Raw genomic sequence first — 23,921 nt, forward strand, 5'->3', positions numbered from 1 at the left:
AAATTTCTAATAATCAATTTCTAAAGAGAAGTATTCTTTTATTAAAGAGAAGTTTTCATAAATTCCTCATCATGAGGCCTTATTTCTTTTTCTGATTGAGTAGTTTGTCAATCTCATCAAACTCCTTACCCATGTTCAGGTTCAGATAGATGGTATATAGCGGCAAAGCCCACTGGTCCTGCATATCAGGCGCCATCGTTCTGTACTTCTGCAGATAAGGCATTGCACTCTTGTAAAGTCCGTCTATCACCTGATGCGTTTTGCGGGATTGCAGTGAATTCTTATCCATTTCAACCGCCTGATTGAAATAAGCCAAACCTATATTATAATAAGCACCAGCCAAAGAATCGTTCACGGCAAGTGCCTTTTTGCTCACTTCGATGCATTGCTTGAAATCACCCATATTCAGGAGAATGGTTCCCTTGGTAAAGAGATAGATATCATTGTCGGGAGCTATCGCCAGCGCCTTATCTGCTACGGCGAGTGCAGAATCGAGTTGGTTTTCCTGCGAATAATACTCTACCAGACGCGGGAAGAAGAACGGGAATTTCGGATCCCGTTCAAAACCTTCCTTCAAGGTCGAGAGATAGCGCGCAGTATCCTTCTCCAGTTTGTAAGTCTCAGCCAGATACTGTAACATATAGTTATAATGAGCCGTATCTTTCAGCGCCTCATAAGAATGATGAAGCGTAGCTTTGGTATCTTTCATCTTATATCCGGCATATACAGCCCAATAAGCTGCCGAAGAAAGATATTTGTCTTTCTGGGCATACTTATAAGATTGGAACATCGGGGCTGTACTGCACTCTATGTACTGGTCAAAGAACTGATAAGCCTCCTTGTATTTCTGCTTCCTGATAAACCAGGTTCCTCCGTTATAGAGGTTCGGACGTATCCTGTTCAAATATTCAGAATGAGACTTGCGAAAATCAAACTCACATTTTCCTTTCTTGTTAGGAATCATCTCAACGGAATCAAGTCCTTGGGCTATAACGAAGAGCTGTCGGGTTGCATTGAAGAGTTGGGCTGTATCATACGCCTGTTTGAGGTAGAGTTTCTCATTACCCTGTTCATACTGCTTCTTCACAGCATCAAAGAGAATATTCCAAATTTTCTTGTTATTCCGGTTGGCAGAATCCGTCAGGAGTTTGCGCATACTGGATTCGGCCTTCGCCAAATCCTTGCCAGCCTTTACCAGATCTTTGGCAGCAGAAATCTCCTTCTTCTGTGCCTGCAGCCCTAATGGCGCCAACAGGAGAAAAACTATCTGTAAGACCCATAAGTTTCTGAATATCTGTATTTTCATATTAATCTCCTAAATTAAAACTTTCATTTGTTTCCATACTCATAATAATACCAGTAGGTATTTCCATAAGTATCCCGAAGAGCATTCTGCTTTTCTGTCTCATTAGCATATTTGTGATCCATCTGCTGGAAATCCTCAAAGTCTGTATCCATCACATTATCGTGATAAACGATACTTGGATTACTGCGGCGATGCGTATAAAGAACCAACGCTTCCTTATAATGAACAGGCAGTTTGCCCGAAGTTACTTTGTAATGTTTCTGCACCTCTGCTACGAACTTGTCTAGTTGCTTGTCCAGCAAGAGTGCACAAAGCTGATAGTCAACAGGCAGACGATACTTGAGATGATGTTTAACCATCCATGCCGAAGGTTTCTGCATCCATTTTGGCGCCTTCCACATCATAGCCTTCACGGTTACGCTATCCGGCATCATCGCCTTACTTCCACCTACCAGCGGATAAGTAAAGAGACGGCTGCCCAGCTCGCCTGTTTCGTTGAGACAGGCTATACGGAGCATCGTCAGCGAAGAATCTGTTTTCAGAGATTTTTCACCTACTTCCAAAGCTTTTTCATACTGTTTTTCTTTCATCAGATGTTCCATGCGCATACGTTCATGAAACAGCCGATCATTGCTAGCAACAAAGTTGACAAGCAATATTATCACCAGCATCTGGAGCAGATTCACCCACATATAGCGGGAGAACCAGCCGTTACTGTGAGGCTCTGTTTCTATCGGCTCCAACTGGCGGGCTATCCATATTAATCCGCCCCATAGAATCAGACAGAGTGGCAGGATAATCCACCACGCCCCCAGCGAATGATAACGGTCGATATCAACGGGGATATCGGTAATCATCGTCAGGATGAGGAACGAAGGGAAATAAGTAAGCCCGTGGAAACGGCGTTTCACACGGGTTACCGCGTACACTCCCACTTGCAGCAGATAGAGTACGAGCGTGATAAACAGTGGAGCCAGCGTGTAACTGTAGTTGGTCAAACCGCCTGAGAAAACATGCTGAGCCACTGCCAGTACGTCTGCCTGGTAAAATGCCAGGTAGACGTAGGTAAATGTGATAAAGATGATAGCACAGGCGATTTGCATCTTCGCAGTACTACTCCTTTTATTTTTCATAAATCAATCTATTAATTTTTCTTCAGCACCAAAGCTGTACGAGCTGGCAGATAAAGTTTCAGCCACTCCTTACGGTCTTTCACATAAAGTGGATCGTAATTAGTCAGATGCGTCATCGTGTCATCATTCAAGCCATTACCGCCGAAATCCTTGCTGTCAGAATCAAGCACTACGCTGTAGGAACCGGTTGGAACCAGGAAGCCATAGTCGGTGAAAGAGCGGGTTGGCGAGAAGTTAAACACGAAGAGCAGATCGCCACGCATAAAGGCGAGAACCTGATCGCCATCATTATGCCAGATTTCTACAACTGGTGTCTTGTTAAAATTCTTTTCGCTTGTAATCGTCTTGAGCATTTCTCGGTCGAAATCTCCAAGATAGTGGTAGCAGAGTTCATGATTATCTACCAGATTCCACTGTCTGCGGGCATATTTATGGCTCCAGCCATTACCCTCGCGAGGGAAATCAATCCACTCTGGGTGACCGAACTCATTACCCATGAAGTTGAGATAACCGCCATTGATTGTAGAGGCGGTAACCAGACGGATCATCTTATGCAGAGCAATACCACGATGAGCCATTTCGTTTTCATCGCCCTTCTTGAAATGCCAGTACATATCGGCATCAATCAGACGGAAGATGATGGTTTTATCGCCCACCAATGCCTGGTCATGACTCTCACAGTAAGAGATGGTCTTCTCATCCGAACGGCGGTTCTTTACCTCCCAGAAGATGCTGGATGGTTTCCAGTCTTCATCCTTCAGTTCCTTGATGGTCTTGATCCAATAATCTGGAATATTCATCGCCATGCGATAATCGAAACCATAACCACCATCCTCAAACTTGGCTGCCAGTCCCGGCATTCCGCTCACCTCTTCGGCAATCGTAATGGCATGCTTGTTAACCTCATGAATCAGACTGTTGGCAAGGGTAAGATAGCAGATGGCATTATCATCCTCGTGACCATTGAAATAATCGCCGTAGTTGCAGAATGCCTCACCCAAGCCATGACTGTAATAGAGCATGGATGTTACACCATCAAAACGGAATCCGTCGAAATGGAACTCATTGAGCCAATACTTGCAGTTGCTCAACAGGAAGTGGATGACTTCATCCTTTCCATAGTCGAAGCAGAGACTGTCCCAAGCCGGATGCTCATGACGGTCGCCAGGATAGAAATACTGGTTAGGATCGCCAGCGAGATTACCCAGTCCTTCCACCTCATTCTTTACGGCATGAGAGTGAACGATGTCCATGATGACGGCAATACCATTCTGGTGAGCTGTATCAATGAGATCTTTCAACTCTTCAGGAGTTCCGAAGCGGCTACTTGCAGCAAAGAAACTGCTTACATGATAGCCGAAGGAGCCATAATACGGATGCTCCTGGATAGCCATAATCTGAATGCAGTTGTAACCATCCTTGATGATACGTGGCAACACATTCTCCTTAAATTCTGTATAAGTACCAACCTTCTCTGCATCCTGTGCCATACCGATATGGCATTCATAGATGAGCAGAGGCGCCACATTTGATCTGAAGGTTTTCTTCTTCCATTTATATGGTTCCGGATTCCAAACCTGAGCAGAGAAAATCTTGGTCTGGTCGTCCTGTACTACGCGCTGTGCCCATGCAGGAATACGCTCGCCTTCACCACCTTCCCAATGAACTTTCATCTTGAAGAGATCGCCATGTTTCATCGCTTTCTCCGGAAGTTTGAGTTCCCAGTTGCCGGTATTCTTTATTCTTTTGGCACGATACTTTTCGGTTTCCTGCCAGTTGTTGAAGTCACCTATCAGATAGATGTCTGTAGCATTAGGTGCCCACTCACGGAACACCCATCCACGGGTAGTCTTATGCAGTCCGAAATACTCGTATCCATTGGCAAAATCGCTCAATGTCTGTTTGCCGTTATTAGTCAGCTGACCGAGTTTCCAGAGTGCATGGTCGTGTCGGCCCTTGATGGCATCCTCATAGTCTGCCAGATATGGGTCGTTCTTCACGAGTCCGATATGCTTTACCACAGCCTTCGCTGCCTTTTTTGCAACTGGTTTCTTTGCAGTTGACTTTTTAGTTGCAGCCTTCTGGGCTGTAGTTTTCTTTTCTGTTGCCATATATCATGATTTTAGATGGTTACTCTATTATTCTTTAATTTTATCTTGAAGATTTCTTATTTAATTCTTAATCTTGAAGATAGCCTTGTGGATATCACCACTACCGATGCATGGCTGATGACCATCTTGTGGCCAGAAGATAGCAAACTGACCTGGCTTGCAGGTAACGAGCGTCTGCGCTTTCACACCAGGATACTTGGTTACATCCTTAGCCTCGTTATATTCCACTTCAGGAAGATCAGCAAGAGGAGTATAGCCATAAGTCTCCTCGTTGTCAAGAGGAATCTGAATATCAATCATCTTACGATGTGTTTCAAGAACAGCATCTTCCTCGCTTTTTCCGTGAGCTGTCGTTATGTTAACAAAGAGGTTACTCTCCTTGATAAAATGCTTACCGTCCTCCAATTTAGAGAGGTCATTTTCCTTGATAAACTTCACGACATCAGCGAAGAGCGGATTGAGAGAAACGTATTTCTCCAGATTGTCTAAAGTATCTACTACCATAATTCTAGTTTAAGCTTTGAGATTTGAACATTTACTTTTAACTTTGAGATTTGAAAACAGAACATTGAACATTCAATATTCAAGATTATAATATGTTCTTTTTCTCATTATTTAAAATATAAAGGTTCTCTATCTCATTATTTATAATTTCTTTGTATTTTTCTAATTTTCTGAAGAGATTAGTCTTCAAATCGTTTGCCGTTTTCGTAGGCTCCCTTGGCTGTAACCTGTCCGTTGCGGTCTTTTTCTACAAATCTTCCGTCACGCACATCGTTACGGTAGGTTCCTTCGAAACGCTTACCGTTTTTATCTTCTTCTATGCAAGGTCCCTGGCGCTTACCTTTGTGATAGGCACCCTTGAATCTTCTGCCATCAGCATAATGAATCACGACATTACCATCAACCAGACCGTTCTTGAACTCACCTTCAAACACGTCGCCGTTCTTCTTGGTCAGTTTGCCCCTGCCGTTCTGCAGATCATCCTTCCAGTCGCCTACATAGATATCGCCATTCTTCCAGATGAAGGTACCCTGACCGGTACGCAGGCCATCCTTAAACTGTCCGTTATACTTGGCGCCCTTTGCAGAGCGGAAGATGCCTATACCCGTGCGTTCACCCTGCACATAATCGCCTTCATAAATGTCGCCATTATGAAATTTATAGATACCCTTTCCGTCCTGGATATCATCCTTCCAGTCGCCGATATACACATCGCCATCAGCATATTTGAAAGTACCTTTTCCTGAGCGCTGGTTGTCTAGCCACTGACCGTCATAAGTAGTTCCGTCTCCCCAGTTGAAGAAGCCGTTTCCATTCTTCATATCGTTCATCCACTGGCCTTTATACTGTGCGCCATTGGCATAAGTATAAACGCCGCGTCCCTGACGCTTGTCCTTATACCAGTCGCCGTCATATTTATCACCATTATAATAGAACATGACGCCATGACCATGCTGGTAATCGCGGAACCAGAGGCCTACATATTTGTTGTTGTTCTGGAAATAGTAGGTACCTTTACCATGCTGCTGGTCCTGCATCCACTGTCCCTCATACTTTTCGCCATCACTGAAGGTATAAACGCCATAACCTTCGCGCTTACCTTTCATATAAGAGCCTTCGTAGGTATCCCCATTCTTATAGATGGTAGTACCTTTTCCCTGCGGCTTTCCGCTCACCATTTCGCCTTTAAACTGACCTCCGTCACGGGTGATGCAAGAGCCAAGCGAAATCTTCTGGGCTGTGGCATCAACCGATGCCATAGCCAAAGCCAAGGCAAGGAAAAAACACTTGCTCCGACAGGACAATTTGGTATGTTGTTTCTTATTGTATTTCATATTCTACAGTTATAGTCTGACTTATCAATCTCCAAAATTACGGTTTTTTCCTCAAATAGCCAAATAGATTAAACAAATTTAAGGTAAAATCATGAAAATAGATTTTTATCTGAAAAAATCTGCAGCTTGATACAATAAACAAACACAATTTTCGTTTTTACGAAAATCGAGAATAAAATCACTAAAACAGTAAAATTATGATTTTAAATTGCGCCATCATAGATGAAGATCCGGAAGCTTTGCAACTCCTGGAACAGTATATAGAGAAAACTCCGACCCTGCATTTGATCGGAGCCTACAAAAGTGCGATAGATGCTGTAGACGGCATCCATCACAACCATCTCGACATACTTTTTCTCGCCATCCACATGCAGCAGATCAGCGGTCTGGAATTTGCAAAGGTTGTACCCAAGAACGTGAAGATTGTCTTCACCACCGCATTCAAGGAGTATGCCATCGAAGCCTACAAAGTGAATGCATTCGACTATCTGCTCAAGCCCATCACCTACGATGACTTTATGGGATCATGCCAGAAAGTCTTCGAAAGCTACATGCAGGACGATAACTACAACCCTATCAAGCGCGACGGTTTTCTGGTGGTAAAACGAGATTACAAATGCGTAAGAATCCCGATAGATGATATTCTGTTTGTTGACTGCGACAAAGACTACATCCGGTTCCATCTTGAGGGCAGGCCTAACATCAGAACCCTGGGCAACCTCAAACAGTTGGAAGAAAGGCTGCCAAGAGAGAAATTCAAGCGTGTACACCGTTCGTTCCTTGCCAACATGACAAAGTTTGATACGGTAGACCAGCAGCACATTACCTATGGCGACCAGAGCATTCCGATATCAGAAACCTACTTTGAATTTATCAAGAACTATCTGGAAGACCATTCTCTATGATGGTCTTCCAAATCATTTTATCCTACCTTTCTTATAATATCTGCAAGGGTGATGATACCAGGATAGAAGCTCCATGTGCCAACAGGAAATCGTGATCTCTGAATCCCCAAAGAACAGAGATACAAGGCATTCCACTGTTCTTTGCCGTCATCACATCCACGTCGCTGTCGCCGATATATACCGCCCTTTCTCTATCCGCATGCAGCTGTCGCAAGGCTTCGTTTACGGTATCTGGAGCCGGTTTTTTCTTGATATTCTCCCGCTCTCCTATAGCTACATCTACCAGGTCGCCGAAGAAATGGCGGCAGATTTCCTGGGTAGCAGCATAAAACTTGTTGCTTACCACCGCAATGTTCTTTCCCCTATTCTTCAGTTCCTCCAGCATCTCCATCACGTCCGGATAAGGTTTCGTATTATCCATATTGTGCACCATATAATGCTGGCGGAAATCCTGCAGGGTTTTCTCAAACTTCTCATTCTCCAATCCTCCCGGCACGGCACGTTCCATCAGTTTCTTCACCCCGTTTCCTACAAACATGCGTACCTCCTCCAGCGTACGTTCAGGCATCCCGTTCAGCTTCAGCGCATAATTGCAGCTTGCAGCCAGGTCGTGGAGAGAAGAAATCAGGGTTCCGTCAAGATCGAAGATATAGGTATCGAAATTGAACTGGGCATGAACCGGCACCCTCTTGATGCGGAACTCACCGCCGTGTAGCACATAAACATCCTGATGGTATACACGGATTTCACCCTGAGGAGTTCCCTGTCCACCTGCCTGTTCATTACCCGAAATGCCAAAGATTCTGTTATCCCCAAATTCCCATCTCTTCAGTTTCTGGGTCTGTGCATCAATCACCACATATTTATATTCTATCGGCTCATCGATAGCCTGCACATTCACAGATATTTCCCAGTCCTTGCCATGATTGTTCTGCATCTTCAGGAAATGAGCCGGATTCCATTTGCCCAGCGTAGGATGATTTCCCAACAGAGCTACAGCCTCACCCTCATAGAGTTTCGGGGCATGAATCTTGAAGATGATAGTACGGTCGAAGAGAGGCAGACGCGCTGGCTTGACATCAGCAAACTTTACCTGCTGCAATACGAAGGCATTTTTTTCCACGTAAGGATTATCCTCCTCCAGCCAATAGTCCTGAAAATAGAAATTCTTACTCTCATCAAAAACATATTGGCGGGCAGAAGCGAGCGATTCCCTACGCAGCACCTTTCCCTCAGCATCTTTCACGCAGTAGCAGTAAGCCACAGCTACGAAAGGGTGATGGCGGTTCTGCCTTGACGCCATTTCCACCTCCCAGTGATACCCGTCCCGGGTGGTCATCGGCAAGTCCATCGTATCTTGATAGCCGTCAGCGGCGGCAAAAGTTAATTCTACATGCAGGGCATGACCCCACTTGGCAGCATACGCTATCGAAAACTTCATTTTCATAATCCTTTTATAATAATGTGCCCGAAAGCACCGATACACATGTTGATTCTCAATGTCAAGTGCAAAGGTAACAAAAAAGCAGACACAACGGATAAAGAAAGATGACAATTAACCTATTTTAAATTCCTATACTTTGCTATTTCCCATTTTTACTGTACTTTTGCACCCGAAAAATAACAAACAAGAAGAATATGAAAAAGAAAAAATCATTTTCTAAGCTCTATCTGTATGGTGCTATAGGCTGCATCGCAGTCATCGCCATCGTGGGCTACATCTACTGTTTCTCTTCCTTCTCGAAGAGCAGCAACACCGAGTATGTTTACATCGACAGCGATGATAACATCGACTCTGTATACAACAAGCTCCGCCCATTTGCCAAGAGCATTCCGTTCCAGGCATTCAAGACCCTGACTCTCCATTCCGGCTATGCCGATCATATCCGCACCGGCAGATACGCCATTGCTCCGGGCGATGGTGCCCTCAAGACATGGCGCCACATGAAGAACGGTTTGCAGGAACCGGTTAGCCTTACCATCCCTTCGGTACGCACGCTCGACAAACTCTCTGATGAGATTGGCAAGAAGATGATGTTTGGCAGCAACGACCTCTACCATGCCCTGCGCGACGAGAGCGTCTGTCAGAAATATGGTTACGATACTGCCACCATCGCCTGCATGTTCGTACCTAACACCTACGATCTCTACTGGAACATCTCGGTAGATAAATTTCTGGAGCGCATGAAGAAAGAAAGCGACAAGTTCTGGAACTTTGAGCGCACCGAAAAGGCAAAGGCTATGAAGCTGACACCGGTTGAGATCATCACCCTTGCCAGCATCGTGGACGAAGAAACAGCCAACAACGGTGAGAAACCGATGATAGCCGGCATGTATTACAACCGTCTGATGCTTCGCAATGCCGAATATCCAGAGGGAATGCCATTGCAGGCCGATCCTACCATTAAATATGCCTGGCAGCGATTCGACCTCAAGCGCATCTACAACAACCTCCTGTCTATCAAGAGCCCGTATAATACCTACAAGAACCCAGGTTTGCCACCGGGGCCTATCCGTATTCCGAGCGTAGCAGGTATCGATGCCGTCCTCAACCATGTGCATCACGATTACCTCTACATGTGTGCCAAGGAGGATTTCAGCGGCACTCATAATTTTGCCCGCACTTACGATGAGCATCTGCAGAATGCAGCCAAATATTCTAAGGCACTCAACGAAAGAGGTATCAAGTAAGATAAGGAAACAAGAAAGGTAAAAATGAGTCAGAAAACTTGCAAAGCGTTAGTGATTTTACAAGTTTTCTGACTTTTTATTTGGTAGTCTAACAAAATAGTTGTAAATTTGCAGCCGAAAACTTACCAATTTAAAATAAGGAATAAATACATGAACAGAACGATTATTACAGTAGTGGGCAAGGATACCGTTGGTATCATCGCCAAGGTATGTACCTATTTGGCAGAGAACAGTATCAACATCTTGGATATCTCTCAAACCATCGTACAGGAGTATTTCAACATGATGATGATCGTAGACATGGGCAAGATGCAGAAAACTTTCGAGGAAGTAGCCGATGAACTCACCAATGTTGGTAAGGCTATGGGCGTGCAGATCAAATGCCAGCGCGAGGAAATTTTCAATATGATGCACAGAATTTAAAAAGCAAACAATATGATCAATATATCTGAGGTTATCGAAACCAATAAGATGATAGAGCAGGAGAATTTCGATGTGCGTACCATCACCATGGGTATCAACCTTTTGGATTGCGCATCTACCGATCTCGATGAGCTCTGTCAGAACATTCATAATAAGATTACACGTCTGGCAAAGAACCTGGTGAAGACCGGCGAAGAAATCTCCAAGGAGTTTGGTGTGCCTATCGTCAACAAGCGTATCTCCATCACTCCTATCTCGCTGGTAGGCGGTTCTGCCTGCAAGACTACCGACGATTACGTGAAGATTGCCAAGACCCTCGACCAGTGTGCCAAGGAACTCGGCATCAACTTCCTGGGCGGCTATTCTGCCATCGTAAGCAAGGGTATGAGCAAGAGCGATGAGCTCCTTATCCGTTCTATCCCTCAGGCGATGGCACAGACCGATTTTGTCTGCAGTTCTGTCAATGTGGGTTCTACCAAGACCGGTATCAACATGGATGCCGTTCGACTGATGGGCGAAATCGTAAAGGATACAGCCGAGGCAACCAAGGACAGAGGTTCTCTGGGTTGCGCCAAGCTCGTTGTTCTCTGCAATGCGCCAGACGACAATCCGTTCATGGCTGGTGCCTTCCATGGTGTTTCAGAGGCCGATGCGGTAGTGAGTGTCGGTGTCAGCGGTCCCGGCGTTGTAAAGTATGCATTGGAGAAGGTAAAGGGCGAAAGCTTCGAGGTTCTTTGCGAAACCATCAAGCGCACCGCCTTCAAGATTACCCGTGTAGGTCAGTTGGTAGCCAAGGAGGCTTCACGCCGTCTGAACGTACCTTTCGGCATCATCGACCTTTCATTGGCTCCTACCCCAGCTATCGGTGATAGTGTAGCCGATATTCTCGAGCTCATCGGTCTTGAGCATGCCGGTGCTCCTGGTACCACAGCAGCTCTTGCACTCCTGAACGACCAGGTTAAGAAGGGCGGTATCATGGCTTCTTCTTATGTAGGTGGTTTGAGCGGTGCCTTCATCCCTGTCAGCGAAGACCAGGGCATGATCAACGCTGTAGAGGCTGGTGCGCTGACCATCGAGAAGCTTGAGGCGATGACTTGTGTCTGCTCAGTAGGTTTGGATATGATTGCCATCCCTGGCGATACTCCAGCCACCACCATTTCCGGTGTCATTGCCGACGAGGCTGCCATCGGTATGGTTAACCAAAAGACTACTGCCGTACGTATCATCCCAGTTGTGGGCATGAAGGTAGGCGACAATGTAGATTTTGGCGGTTTGCTCGGTCATGCTCCAATCATGCCTGTAAACCCATTCAGTTGCGAGGCATTCGTAAACCGTGCCGGTCGTATTCCGGCTCCAATCCACAGTTTCAAGAATTAAACTTTTTTGATTCAAAATACAAATTCCCCATTCTGCTTTCTCAAGCGGGCTGGGGGATTTTTTCATTGTATAATCACTTATCTATCTTCTAAAGCGGTTCATCATGGCAAAACATAGGTGGATAGATACTAAGAAAAATCAACTACAGATATTTAAATCCAATCCTTAAATAAGACGGAAGCTCCCCCAAAAGTCAAAAGAATCGGGAAAAAGAAAAATAAAGGGTGAGACTTCTCCCACCCTTTATCTGATATTATAAAAAAAGTTTGTCTAAAGTAAATTACAAACGTTTAAAGTTTTTTCAGCTCTTCTTTCCATGCAGAATAAGCCTCGAGATAAGCAGAACGGTTAGCCTCATCAGGATCTATGACTGCAAGTTTCTTCAATGAAGCAAAAGCCTCATTATGATCCTTATAGATACCGGCGCCAATACCAGCACCCTTAGCAGCACCTGCACTACCATCTGTCTCATAAAGTTCGATAGTAGCACCACTCACACCCGCCAAGGTATCTCGGAACAACGGACTGAGGAACATATTAGCCTTACCTGCATGAATATTCTTTATATCCATACCCATCTGCTGCATGATTTCCATTCCATAGCAGAAACTGAAGACGATACCCTCTTGTGCTGCACGAACAATATGAGCACGATTATGCTTATTAAAGCTGATGCCACGAATAGAACAACCAACTTCTTTATTCTCTAATACACGCTCAGCTCCATTACCAAATGGGATAATCTTAACACCATCACTACCTATTGGCACAGAAGCTGCAAGATCATTCATATCCGCATAGCTTACATCTGGAGTGATATTTCGATGAACCCACGCATTCAAGATACCAGTTCCATTGATACACAACAATACACCAAGACGGTCAAGGTCTGTAGTATAATTAGCATGAGCAAAAGTATTGACACGGCTCTTTGGATCATAGTTAACATCACCCAATACACCATATACAACTCCTGATGTACCTGCAGTACTTGCAATTTCACCCGGATTGAACACATTCAGACTCACAGCATTATTTGGCTGGTCACCCGCACGATAAGATATTGGTGTACCTTCTTTCAGGCCAAGTTCTTCAGCTGCCGCTTTACTTACTACACTCTGTACAGAGAATGTAGGAACAATATCAGCCAGAATGCTTTCATCGAAGCCAAAGTAATCAAGCAGGAATTTAGCAGGCTTTTTCTGGTTGAAGTCCCACATCATACCTTCAGAAAGACCACTGATAGTAGTCTTAACTTCACCTGAAAGTTTCATTGCCAGATAATCACCAGGAAGCATAATCTTATCAATCTTATCAAACAGTTCCGGTTCATTATCCTTTACCCAAGCAAGTTTAGAAGCAGTAAAGTTTCCAGGAGAATTGAGCAGATTACGCAAGCAGAAGTCCTCACCTAAATCATGAAAAGCCTTCTCGCCATAAGGTACGGCACGAGAGTCGCACCAGATGATACTAGGACGCAAAACTTGCTGATTCTTATCAACACAAACCAAGCCATGCATCTGGTACGAGATACCAATAGCAAGGATATCTTCACCCTTGGCACCAGATTCTGCCATGATTTTCCTGAGCGACAGCTTAGCATTATCCCACCACATCTGAGGATCCTGCTCTGCCCAACCGGTCTTTACAGCCATAATGGGTGCTTCATGATCCGGATAGAATGCAGAAGCTACGATTTCTCCATTGTCAACATCAGTAAGCGAAGCCTTTACAGAACTTGAGCCTACGTCAAAACCTAATAAATATCTACTAGCCATAGTTTATTCGTTTATATGTTTATTGTTTAACTTTTATCAGTTTTTATAAAGTCTACATATATTATACGAACATACTACAACATTCCCCTCATAAAAAAAATAATTTAGAACATATTCTCATCAAAAAGACTTTGAGGAGCACTATCGTCAGCCTTACTCTCCTCTTCATTACTATTTTCTAATACAGAAGAAGAAAAATTAAGCATCAGTTGCTGTACGGCCTTTGAATCAAAATTAACATGATATACACCATACCCCTTACCTTTTTCTATAAGCGATTGTGGGTCTTTAGCGCATCTGGTGAGATATTGTGTAACATAGCTATGAACATCCTTGTAATTCAGAGGTGTAAAAATCGAATTACAGGAATTATATACATGACGAGCTATTTTTTCTACTTTCAACCCTTTTGCACCCGCAGCCAAAAGAACATTGAATATCTCCTGATCAAGTTTCATATAATAATCATAACATTCGTCCTCTTTCAAGAGAGAAGACACAAAAAGAAAAAACCGCGGTTACTCACTTACAAGCAACCGCGGCTCTTTGAAAAATAAACCTTATTTAAGCGAGAGCAACCTTGTTGTCCTCATCCTTAATCTTACCCTCTTTGAAGAGCCAACCGATACCAAGGATTACATCCTCTGTACTGATCTTAGCAGCCTTAGCAATTTCTGCTACTGTGAGAGCCTTTTCTGAAGCTGCCAATGCCTGATATACATCACCAGCTCTAAAACCTGCGTTCTCTGCGTTCAAGTAAAGAACGTCCTTCTTTGCTGCAGGAGCCTTCTTTGCTACTGGAGCCTTCTTTGCTGCTGGCTTCTTTGCAGCAGTCTTAGTTGTCGCTTTCTTTTCTACCATGTTTTAAGAATTTTATGATTCTATTGAGCCTCATTTCGTCAGCTCAACCTTAATATCTGCTGCAAATTTATAACTTTTATTTCGAAATAGTGTTAGAAAAACAGAAAAAACTACTACTTATAAACAAAAGTGCTGCATTTCTTGATTTACGTCAAGAAGCGCAGCACTTTATTTACTAAAAATCAATTACTTATTATAAATCATTGAATTTTTCTCAAGGCATTTTACGCATACTCTTTTATGGAGTGAATACCTTCGTTTCTCTATTTTTATTCAGCCTTCAAATCAAGTTTGATTTCCAATTCATCCAACTGCTTAGGGTCAAGTTCAGAAGGAGCATCGAGCATAACATCTCGACCTGAGTTGTTCTTTGGGAAGGCAATACAATCGCGAATACTGTCGAGACCAGCCATAATGCTGACGAAACGGTCCAAACCGAAAGCAAGACCTGCGTGAGGTGGTGCACCATACTTGAAAGCATTCATCAAGAAACCGAACTGGGCCTCAGCACGTTCTGGAGTAAAGCCGAGAACCTCGAACATCTTCTCCTGCAACTGAGTATCATGGATACGGAGAGAACCTCCACCTACTTCGATACCATTGCAAACAAAGTCGTATGCCTTGGCACGAACCTGTTCAGGATGCTCATCAAGCAATGGTATATCATCAGGATTTGGCATAGTGAATGGATGGTGCGTAGCCATCAGGCGCTGTTCCTCATCGCTCCACTCAAAGAGAGGGAAGTCAATAATCCAAAGACACTTGAATACATTCTTATCACGAAGCCCCAAACGGTCACCCATTTCCAAACGCAAAGAGCAAAGCTGAATGCGTGTCTTGTTAGCATTATCACCGCTCAAAATCAAAACGAGGTCACCATCCTTGGCTCCCATTACGGTCTTGATTTCAGCAAGTTCCTCTGGAGAGTAGAACTTATCTATGCTACTCTTCACGGTACCATCTGCATTGTACTTAATATAAACCAAGCCCTTGGCTCCAACCTGAGGACGCTTAACAAAATCGGTCAATTCGTTCAACTGCTTACGGCTATAATCAGCACAACCTGGAACACAGATACCGCCAATATACTTAGCCTCATCGAATACAGAGAAATTACCCTTACCTGTGAAAGCATCTTTCAACTCAACAAATTCCATACCGAAGCGCAAGTCTGGCTTATCGCTACCGAAACGGCGCATAGCATCGTGCCAGGTCATCTGCTCCAACTTAGGAAGTTCTACACCACGAATCTCCTTAAACAAATGGCGAGCCATTTCCTCGAAAAGGTTGATGACATCATCCTGATCAACAAAACTCATTTCACAGTCAACCTGTGTAAACTCTGGCTGACGGTCAGCACGAAGATCCTCATCACGGAAGCACTTGGCAATCTGGAAATAGCGGTCGAAGCCAGCAACCATCAAAAGCTGCTTTAAAGTCTGAGGACTCTGTGGAAGAGCGTAGAACTGACCTGGATTCATACGGGAAGGAACAACAAAGTCGCGGGCTCCCTCTGGTGTACTACCAATAAGAACAGGAGTTTCAACCTCCATGAAGTTCTGTGCATCGAGGAAGTTACGAATCAAGATGCACATACGATGACGCAACTCCAGATTTTTGCGCACTGCAGGACGACGCAAATCAAGATAACGATACTTCATACGGATATCATCACCACCATCAGTATTATCTTCGATAGTGAAAGGAGGGGTCTGACTCTGAGAGAGGACATTGAGTTCCTTCACCAGGATTTCGATGTCACCAGTATCCATTTTAGGATTCTTGCTCTGTCGTTCACTTACTACACCCTTTATTTGAATGCAGAATTCACGACCTAGCTTGTTAGCTGCATCACACAAGTCCTTGTTATCAGCCTCGTTGAAGACCAACTGTGTGATACCATAACGGTCGCGCAAATCGACGAATGTCATACCACCCATCTTTCTTGAGCGCTGTACCCAACCGGCAAGTGTCACTTCCTTGCCGGCATCAGAGAGACGTAACTCTCCACACGTATTACTTCTGTACATACCTTATTATATTATATTATTATTTTCCAAAGTGCAAAAGTACAACAAATAACGGAAAGGACAAAATAAAATCGCGAAAATATTATTAAAAATATCTTCGCGACCCTATTAATGTGACCAAAAGTCACATAAATACATATTAAATAGTTTTATCTCTACTTTTTTAGAGATTTATTTCTTCATCCGTCTGAATGCCTGCCGATGGAACCGTTCCTCTGCCTTGATGACACTGAACACCTTATTAGGTGGCAAGATGGTCATAAATCTAGAATGATACTCTTGCTGCAACTGTTTCAGCTGAATATCCAACTCATCCTGTCTTCTGATTGCTTCGGCACATGCCTCATTATCATTCGGATTCACATGACGGAATCGGCGCATTTCATCGAATATCATACGCATTTTCTTACCCATCTGTCTATATACCGGGAAGAATTTAGCAGCTTCTCTCGGCGTAAGACAGGCATTAGTCGTAATAAACTGTTCTAGTTCAGCCTGAAACCTTTTAGGATCAAATCCATCATGATGTTTTCTACCCTGAGGCTGTGAAGCAAGTGAAACCAGGCTAATCATCAGCATAGCTAAAAGCGCAAGAAACCTATGTTGCATTATCTTTCTCATACCTTATCTTTTTTTAAATCTTTATCTGTAGACAAAAAGAAATACCAACCATTAATTTTCTGCAATCAGCGATGCATAGATAGTTTCATTATCCATCATCGTATAATCGGCCATCTCATTAAAAGTAGCATCCTCATTATTATTCACAGCAGCTTTCTGAACCATATGGTCCACATGTGCCATAGCAGGCTTACTGCTTCCCGTATATTTCAGCGCCAATACCGAACCACCTCCCATCACAGCCAAAACAGCAACAGCCGCCGCAATCTTTCGAATCGGCATACGCTGCCATAAGCTAGGCTGCATGTGAATGATGCGGGGTTCCTGCTCCGGCAAATTTGCCATCACCCTATCCGTCAGCTGGTCGAAATAACCAGCCGGCACCTGGAAATGGTTTTTCTTACCAAAACGGCTATTCAATATATTGTCTTCTTTTAACATATTCCTCATTCCTTTCTTTTATACTTTATTAAATAGACGAAAACTAACCGAAAAGGTTTAATCCTTACGATTGAAAAAATCGGTTATTTTTTTCACAGCAAGATGATAGGATGCCTTCAAAGCTCCTTCACTTGTTGACAGCACCTTACTCATCTCTGAATATTTCATATTATCATAATATTTTAGAGTGAAAACTGTGCGCTGAACATCGGGCAGTTGGGCTACAGCCTCTTGCAGTTCTGCCTGAATCTGGTCACCATCAAAATATTCATCGGCAAGAAGACGTGAAGCCAAGCCCGGCTCGTCTTCGGTACTGACATTAACCATTTGTTTCTTGCGTCTCAAGAAATCAAGGGCTTCGTTAATTGCTATACGGTAAAGCCATGTTGAGAGCGAAGACTTTCCCTGAAAAGAATCCAGATTGGTCCAAGCCTTAACAAAGGCATTCTGCAACACATCATCAGCATCATCATGATCTAAAACAATATGGCGAACCTTCCAATACAACGGCTCGCTATACTGACTTACCAGTACAGCAAAGCCTTCGCGTTGGGTCTTAGGATTCCTAATCATCGCCAAGAGTTCTTTATCGTTTATCATTGCTTTTACAAATGTGTTGTTTATAGATATTTTCTCAACATATCGAATATTACCGCATCAAATCCATACACATCAGAATATTCAGCTATTCTGCCTCCTGCTAACGGATAGAGTGTATAATAGGTTATGAAGAGAGGAACTTGAGGATTAACCTTTACGTTATTCACAACAAGTTTTTTATTGGCTAGCGAATCTGCTGTCATCGAATAGTATATCTTTTCCTTCAGTTTCTCGTTTTTGTCAGCCAATAGAAAGACAGCGAAATCGTATGGTTTTTCTATTCTGATACATCCATGCGATACTCCTCTATCCTCTTGTCCAAACACGCCTTTACTGTTAGTATCATGCAGGAAAACCGAGAAATTATTATCAAAACGGAAGATGATTCTTCCCAGAGCATTCCCCTTTCCGCCCCGCTGAGCGATGCCATAAGCACCAGAAATAAGCATAGATCGAGTTACTCTGTTTAAGTCAACCTCCTTACCTGTTGCCACTTCCCTTACATAGTAGTTACGCGCGCGAAAGTAGCCATGATTCCCCACCCGGTGTATCATATCATGGAGAACGATACTACGGGGAACAAACCATTGAGGATTCAACTCCATACGTTTGATATGACTGTTCAATATCGGGGTTTTGGTTTTACTGGCTCCACATCCTATGCGCATCGAGAGCGTATCCTGATGATCAATAGCCATCAGATGGAACGATGGTATATTGACAACCACATATTTTTCGTGTTGCCAGGGATTATCATACTGTCTCCAGCGGCAACGTTCCATGTTGCAGAGAATTTTGATTCTCATCGCCTTGCCCAGTCCTCCAGCCTTCAATTTCTCCAGCAGTTGATAATAGAAAGGATTCTTAGGCTGTACTTCTTTCAGGAAGGAAGCCACCGAGTCGCATCTAACCATTTGCATAGCCTTCTGATAGAACGCATCATCTGCATGAGCCATTTTTACATCAAACAGACCTCTGAACCTAACGGGTCTCTTGCTACTATCATAAGGATTGGGAGCAAGAGTATCTAAACGATTGAAAACAAAACTAGGATTCATAAATCCAAAATTCTGCCCCATCGTATATCTGAAGTAAGCTTTGGTCAAGCGATACTCCAGTCGGGCTATCACTTGATTTATCTGATTATCAGCTGAATCTAGATTTAAATCTCGTAACCTGTCAATATCTCGGGCAATAGCATCCACATAGAACCGACGTTTATCAAATCCCATATCCGCTACGGAACGCAGGCAAGTCACCAGGGAGTCAGCCTGACTATTTACCCCATGACGTGTAATCCAAAGCAGATTACCTTCATTCTGATAATAGCGACGGGTATGCAAATCAGCAGCATGTCGGTCTTTATCATTTCGCATGATGCTGTCTATCAGATTCCTTACCGCCCTCGAATTGATAGCATAGGCAGAAGAACGTAAGTCCTGATAATCATCTAACGATAATTGGAAATTGCTGTTTGGCACCCTGTCGTGGCAAGAACAGAACATCAAACAGCAAGAAATGATAAGTAACGAAAAATGAAAGACTTTCACTTTCTGATTAAAGTTAAACGGCATTCTAAGGCCTCTATGGTACTATTAATGCTTTACGCAAATTTTGCGCGTAAAGGTATTCCCCACCTTTACAATATAGATACCATCAGCCAATGGCAAGTTTACGCGCTTGTCATTACCTTCTATGCGGAAGGTCTTGATAGTAACACCTGCCACATTATATATTCTCACCACTTGCCCGCTAGCGCCTGTGATATGCATCACGCCCCCAGCATAGTTCAAGTTGATATCTGCCACATCAAGGTCTGCCCATTCTATGTTTCCCTCGTTGGCCATAGCATCCGAAGGAACAGAAAGTGCTAACATTGCAATTGTCAATATTGAAAGTAAAGTCCGTTTCATATATTTTCAAGTTTCGTTAAACCAATAGTTCTTTCTGCAAAGATATATAAAAAAAAGGAAACTTACCGTCTTCCCGACGATAAGTTTCCCAAAAATTAGCTTTTTTAACCTTTCAGAGGAAAAAAGAAGCCAATTCACATTATTTTCTAAAACAACCAACACTTTACATGATGCCATCAGCGCGAAGTTTCTGCTGCCATTTCCAAGCAGAAGCCAACACATCTTCAAGCTTAGCCTCAGCCTTCCAGCCGAGTACCTTGTTCGCCTTGGTGCAATCACCCCAAATTTTCTCAATATCGCCCTCTCTTCGTGGACCATACTTCCAATTCAGTTTCACACCTGTAGCTTTTTCAAAAGTCTCAACAATTTCGAGAGTTGAGTTTCCATTACCTGTACCGATATTGAAATATTCGATAGGCTCAGTCTCCTTATCAAGAACACGTGCCATAGCAGCTACATGTGCCTTAGCCAAGTCTACAACATAAATATAGTCGCGGATACAGGTTCCATCAGGAGTATCATAATCATTACCAAAGATAGTGAGTTCCTTGCGGATACCCATAGCTGTCTGAGTAACGTATGGAATCAGATTGTTTGGCACACCATTTGGCAACTCACCAATCTCAGCAGAAGGATGTGCACCTATAGGATTGAAATATCTCAATACAATGCTCTTGATGGCTGCACCACTATGGATATAATCAGCTATGATCTGCTCATTAATCTCCTTAGTATTGCCATAAGGTGAAGTAGCCTTCTGATGTGGAGCCTCTTCTGTTACAGGCAAATTCTCAGGCTTTGGCTGACCATAAACGGTACAAGAAGAAGAGAAGATGATACCCTTTACCTGATACTTTGGCATAAGTTCCAGGAGATTAATGAGCGATACGATATTGTTGCGATAATACAACAATGGTTTCTGTACGCTCTCGCCTACTGCCTTACTTGCAGCAAAGTGAATGATACCCTTAATATCAGGATATTTCTGGAATACAGCCTCGGTAGCAGCCTTGTCGCGCAAGTCAACCTGTTCAAAAGCAGGGCGGATACCAGTAATCTTTTCGATACCATCGAGTACTTCAATCTTTGAGTTTGAGAGGTCATCTACGATAACAACATTGTAGCCTGCCTGCTGCAACTCTACTGTAGTATGGCTACCTATGAAGCCTGTACCACCTGTAACAAGAATAGTTTGTTTCATAATCAAATATAGTTAGTTTGAAGAATTATTATATTTCTTCTGCAAAAGTACTGCAAAAATCTGAAAAAGCAGAAAGATTTTTCAAAAAAATACTTTTTTCCTTTGTTTTATCTATTATTTATACTATCTTTGCAAAAGATAAATAGTAAAAAGGCTCTAAGAAAATGGAAAAAAACATGAAACATTATAATATAGAACAAGACATGAGATATTTGCAGTTGCTCTCTCAGTCGTTCCCTACTATAGCAGAGGCGAGCACCGAGATTATCAACCTGCAAGCCATCCTCAACCTGCCAAAGGGTACCGAGCATTTCCTTGCCGACATCCATGGTGAGTATGAGGCCTTCCTGCATGTACTGAAAAATGCATCAGGAAATATCAAGCGTAAGGTGAACGAACTCTTTGGCAATACCCTTCGCGAACAGGAGAAGCGAGAACTCTGCTCTCTTATTTACTATCCTGAGCAGAAACTGGAACTCGTCAAGCAGAACGAACCCGACATCAACGACTGGTATCACATCACCCTGCACCAGTTGGTGGCTGTATGCCGTGATGTTTCCAGCAAATATACCCGAAGCAAGGTGCGCAAATCGCTGCCATGCGATTTCTCGTATATTATCCAGGAGCTTTTGCACGAGCATACTGAAGATCATGACAAGACAGCCTATGTCAATGTTATTGTTGATACGATTATCAGCACAGGCAGAGCCGATGATTTCATCATCGCTATAGCCAACGTCATCCAGCGCCTGGCTATCGACCAGCTCCATATTCTGGGCGATATCTACGATAGAGGTCCAGGAGCCCACATCATCTTGGACAAGATGCGCCGCTACCACAGTTGGGACATCCAGTGGGGTAATCACGATGTACTATGGATGGGAGCAGCTGCCGGCAATGATGCCTGCATCTGTAATGTGATCCGTCTCTCCCTGCGATACGCCAACCTCTCGACATTGGAAGAAGGCTATGGCATCAACCTCGTACCACTCGCTACTTTTGCGATGGAAACCTACAAGGAGGATGATTGCAAAGAATTTCTGCCTAAGCTCAGCGGAGGTGCAGCAGCAATGGATGAAAAGACCCAGCGGCTCACCTCTCAGATGCACAAGGCTATAGCTGTCATCCAGTTTAAATTAGAGAGCCAGCTTTTCAAGAAGCATCCGGAATGGAAGATGAAAGACCGTTGTCTTTTTGACCATATCGATTACAGGAAAGGCAAGGTAGAGATTGACGGAAAAGAGTATGACATGACCTCATGCCACTTCCCTACCATCGATCCGGACAATCCAGACAAGCTATCTGAAGAAGAGGAAATTCTGATTCAGAAACTGCATCATTCGTTTATGGTCTGCGAGAAGCTGCACAAGCATATCAACGTTATGCTGCAGCATGGTTGCATGTACGCTATCTTCAACAACAACCTGCTTTTCCATGCTTCCTGTCCGCTCAACGAAGATGGTTCATTAAAAGAGGTAGAAATATATCCTGGCAAGAAATTCAGCGGCAGAGCCCTGATGCATCATACGGGCATGCAGATACGCACAGCTTTCCAATCAGATTCTGATCCGAATGAAAAGGAATATGCCATCGATTATTTCATCTACCTATGGTGCGGTCCTGACAGTCCGCTCTTCGACAAGAGTAAGATGGCCACCTTCGAGCGCTATTTCATTACCGATAAGGAGACTCATAAAGAAGAGAAGGGATACTACTTCCTGTTGCGCGATAACGAACAGGTTATCGACCATATTATGGATGAGTTTGGGGTAACCGGTCCTAACCGCCATATCATCAATGGGCACGTGCCCGTTCGCACAACCAAGGGCGAGAACCCTATCAAGGCAAACGGTAAGCTGATGGTTATCGATGGAGGTTTCTCTAAAGCCTACCACAACGAGACTGGCATTGCCGGCTACACCTTAGTATATCACTCCCGCGGATTTCAGCTGGTCCAGCACGAGCCATTTACGAGTATGGAAGATGCCATCAAGCGAGGTACCGACATCAAGAGTACCACACAGATTGTAGAAATGTCGAACCGCCGAATGCTGGTAGCCGACACTGATATAGGTTGCGAACTCCGTAAGCAGATAGAAGACCTGAAAGAGCTTCTCTATGCTTACCGACATGGTTTCATCAAGGAATCAGAAAGGAAGAAGTAAGAAACCGAGCATACTACAAAAAAGCCCCCGGTGCTACATGCATCGAGGGCTTTTTTTTTCAGAATTTTCTGAACCGCAATCTCAGGGTTTTACTCTTCAGTTGCATCTTACCTCCGGTCATTACCTCCTTGGCAAAATGCTCATTCAGATGATTGATGCCACAGCTACGCAAAGAATCATTCATTTCTGTTAAAAGTACATCGCCTCCATAATCTTCATGCCATTTATTACGATAAACAGATGTAATCAGCAAACTGTCGGAGGTTTGCTCAAAACGGAGATAAAATCCTCTACCAGCCTCGAAGCGATCATAATCAGCAACCTGAATCAACTTATACTGGCAGCCCCAGAACACGCGCTTATCTGCAAAGTTACAAGTACCCCCTGTAGCTAAAGTATCTACCTGCTCCAGATGCCAGAAACCATCCAAATCACCATTCTGGCTTGTTTCTACCTCACATGAGCTTAGAGTGAGCATCATAACAGCAAGGGAAAGCACCCCTATTATCTTTTTCATATTTTCTATC

Annotated in this window: 22 protein-coding genes and 1 pseudogene; 5 read left to right on the forward strand and 18 right to left on the reverse strand. The window is 43.7% G+C overall.

What is annotated here, in order from left to right:
- Positions 1 to 79 precede the first annotated feature (79 nt).
- The 5 genes from ONT18_RS05490 to ONT18_RS05510 form a co-directional block, all read right to left on the reverse strand.
- Positions 80 to 1,306, reverse strand: coding sequence for a tetratricopeptide repeat protein (locus ONT18_RS05490; RefSeq protein ID WP_264904441.1), 1,227 nt, complete (start codon positions 1,304 to 1,306; stop codon positions 80 to 82).
- Between the two features lie 23 nt (positions 1,307 to 1,329).
- On the reverse strand, positions 1,330 to 2,439 hold the full coding sequence (locus ONT18_RS05495; RefSeq protein ID WP_264904442.1) for a DUF6057 family protein: 1,110 nt from the start codon (positions 2,437 to 2,439) through the stop codon (positions 1,330 to 1,332).
- An 11-nt stretch (positions 2,440 to 2,450) separates the two neighbouring features.
- Entirely contained in the window at positions 2,451 to 4,550 is a 2,100-nt protein-coding gene (locus ONT18_RS05500) for an alpha amylase C-terminal domain-containing protein (protein WP_264904443.1), read from the reverse strand.
- Between the two features lie 60 nt (positions 4,551 to 4,610).
- A complete protein-coding gene (locus tag ONT18_RS05505) occupies positions 4,611 to 5,054 on the reverse strand; it encodes a YhcH/YjgK/YiaL family protein (RefSeq protein WP_153118798.1) in 444 nt (147 codons plus the stop codon).
- A 179-nt stretch (positions 5,055 to 5,233) separates the two neighbouring features.
- Positions 5,234 to 6,313, reverse strand: coding sequence for a phosphatidylinositol-4-phosphate 5-kinase (locus ONT18_RS05510; RefSeq protein ID WP_264906802.1), 1,080 nt, complete (start codon positions 6,311 to 6,313; stop codon positions 5,234 to 5,236).
- A gap of 272 nt (positions 6,314 to 6,585) precedes the next feature.
- On the opposite strand from ONT18_RS05510, the gene ONT18_RS05515 reads away from it, so the two are divergent.
- Positions 6,586 to 7,293, forward strand: a complete 708-nt coding sequence (locus tag ONT18_RS05515) for a LytR/AlgR family response regulator transcription factor (protein ID WP_118064459.1) — start codon at positions 6,586 to 6,588, stop codon at positions 7,291 to 7,293.
- Between the two features lie 31 nt (positions 7,294 to 7,324).
- Here ONT18_RS05515 and ONT18_RS05520 read toward each other — a convergent pair whose 3' ends face one another.
- Positions 7,325 to 7,978 (reverse strand): HAD family hydrolase, encoded by a 654-nt coding sequence (locus ONT18_RS05520; RefSeq protein ID WP_264906804.1) that lies wholly within the window; start codon positions 7,976 to 7,978, stop codon positions 7,325 to 7,327.
- A gap of 108 nt (positions 7,979 to 8,086) precedes the next feature.
- Positions 8,087 to 8,740, reverse strand: a pseudogene (locus ONT18_RS05525) (carbohydrate-binding module family 20 domain-containing protein); the annotation flags it as partial.
- Positions 8,741 to 8,931: 191 nt separating this feature from the next.
- Here ONT18_RS05525 and mltG point away from each other — a divergent pair.
- The 3 genes from mltG (at position 8,932) to ONT18_RS05540 (ending at position 11,784) form a co-directional block, all read left to right on the forward strand.
- A complete protein-coding gene (gene mltG / locus ONT18_RS05530; protein WP_022121832.1) occupies positions 8,932 to 9,984 on the forward strand; it encodes an endolytic transglycosylase MltG in 1,053 nt (350 codons plus the stop codon).
- A 150-nt stretch (positions 9,985 to 10,134) separates the two neighbouring features.
- Positions 10,135 to 10,407, forward strand: coding sequence for an ACT domain-containing protein (locus ONT18_RS05535; protein WP_006849014.1), 273 nt, complete (start codon positions 10,135 to 10,137; stop codon positions 10,405 to 10,407).
- 12 nt (positions 10,408 to 10,419) lie between these two features.
- Positions 10,420 to 11,784, forward strand: coding sequence for a PFL family protein (locus tag ONT18_RS05540; RefSeq protein ID WP_118253350.1), 1,365 nt, complete (start codon positions 10,420 to 10,422; stop codon positions 11,782 to 11,784).
- A gap of 290 nt (positions 11,785 to 12,074) precedes the next feature.
- Here the strand turns inward: ONT18_RS05540 and ONT18_RS05545 are convergent, their stop codons facing one another.
- From ONT18_RS05545 to galE, 10 genes are all read right to left on the reverse strand, one after another.
- The gene (locus ONT18_RS05545; protein WP_264904444.1) at positions 12,075 to 13,562 is read right to left on the reverse strand and encodes a xylulokinase; all 1,488 of its coding nucleotides are present in this window, start codon (positions 13,560 to 13,562) and stop codon (positions 12,075 to 12,077) included.
- Between the two features lie 104 nt (positions 13,563 to 13,666).
- The gene (locus tag ONT18_RS05550; protein WP_117586753.1) at positions 13,667 to 14,020 is read right to left on the reverse strand and encodes a hypothetical protein; all 354 of its coding nucleotides are present in this window, start codon (positions 14,018 to 14,020) and stop codon (positions 13,667 to 13,669) included.
- 106 nt (positions 14,021 to 14,126) lie between these two features.
- On the reverse strand, positions 14,127 to 14,423 hold the full coding sequence (locus tag ONT18_RS05555; protein ID WP_022121836.1) for a winged helix-turn-helix domain-containing protein: 297 nt from the start codon (positions 14,421 to 14,423) through the stop codon (positions 14,127 to 14,129).
- 269 nt (positions 14,424 to 14,692) lie between these two features.
- Positions 14,693 to 16,453, reverse strand: coding sequence for an aspartate--tRNA ligase (aspS, locus tag ONT18_RS05560; protein ID WP_118080020.1), 1,761 nt, complete (start codon positions 16,451 to 16,453; stop codon positions 14,693 to 14,695).
- A 171-nt stretch (positions 16,454 to 16,624) separates the two neighbouring features.
- Positions 16,625 to 17,074 (reverse strand): hypothetical protein, encoded by a 450-nt coding sequence (locus tag ONT18_RS05565; RefSeq protein WP_117586734.1) that lies wholly within the window; start codon positions 17,072 to 17,074, stop codon positions 16,625 to 16,627.
- A gap of 51 nt (positions 17,075 to 17,125) precedes the next feature.
- Positions 17,126 to 17,515: a hypothetical protein gene (locus ONT18_RS05570; RefSeq protein WP_040553691.1), complete on the reverse strand. Its 390-nt coding sequence runs from the start codon at positions 17,513 to 17,515 to the stop codon at positions 17,126 to 17,128.
- A 57-nt stretch (positions 17,516 to 17,572) separates the two neighbouring features.
- The gene (locus ONT18_RS05575; protein ID WP_264904445.1) at positions 17,573 to 18,115 is read right to left on the reverse strand and encodes an RNA polymerase sigma factor; all 543 of its coding nucleotides are present in this window, start codon (positions 18,113 to 18,115) and stop codon (positions 17,573 to 17,575) included.
- A 20-nt stretch (positions 18,116 to 18,135) separates the two neighbouring features.
- On the reverse strand, positions 18,136 to 19,596 hold the full coding sequence (locus tag ONT18_RS05580) for a L,D-transpeptidase family protein (protein WP_367398917.1): 1,461 nt from the start codon (positions 19,594 to 19,596) through the stop codon (positions 18,136 to 18,138).
- A gap of 114 nt (positions 19,597 to 19,710) precedes the next feature.
- Positions 19,711 to 20,028 carry a T9SS type A sorting domain-containing protein gene (locus tag ONT18_RS05585; RefSeq protein ID WP_006849004.1) on the reverse strand — a complete coding sequence of 106 codons (318 nt, stop codon included), beginning with the start codon at positions 20,026 to 20,028 and terminating at the stop codon, positions 19,711 to 19,713.
- A 163-nt stretch (positions 20,029 to 20,191) separates the two neighbouring features.
- Positions 20,192 to 21,229 carry a UDP-glucose 4-epimerase GalE gene (gene galE / locus ONT18_RS05590; protein WP_006849003.1) on the reverse strand — a complete coding sequence of 346 codons (1,038 nt, stop codon included), beginning with the start codon at positions 21,227 to 21,229 and terminating at the stop codon, positions 20,192 to 20,194.
- 176 nt (positions 21,230 to 21,405) lie between these two features.
- On the opposite strand from galE, the gene ONT18_RS05595 reads away from it, so the two are divergent.
- Positions 21,406 to 23,394 (forward strand): fructose-1,6-bisphosphatase, encoded by a 1,989-nt coding sequence (locus tag ONT18_RS05595; RefSeq protein ID WP_118152616.1) that lies wholly within the window; start codon positions 21,406 to 21,408, stop codon positions 23,392 to 23,394.
- Between the two features lie 58 nt (positions 23,395 to 23,452).
- Here the strand turns inward: ONT18_RS05595 and ONT18_RS05600 are convergent, their stop codons facing one another.
- Entirely contained in the window at positions 23,453 to 23,911 is a 459-nt protein-coding gene (locus tag ONT18_RS05600) for a lipocalin-like domain-containing protein (protein WP_117693612.1), read from the reverse strand.
- Positions 23,912 to 23,921 lie beyond the last annotated feature (10 nt).

Source organism: Segatella copri (genome assembly GCF_026015295.1).
GTDB lineage: Bacteria > Bacteroidota > Bacteroidia > Bacteroidales > Bacteroidaceae > Prevotella > Prevotella copri_C.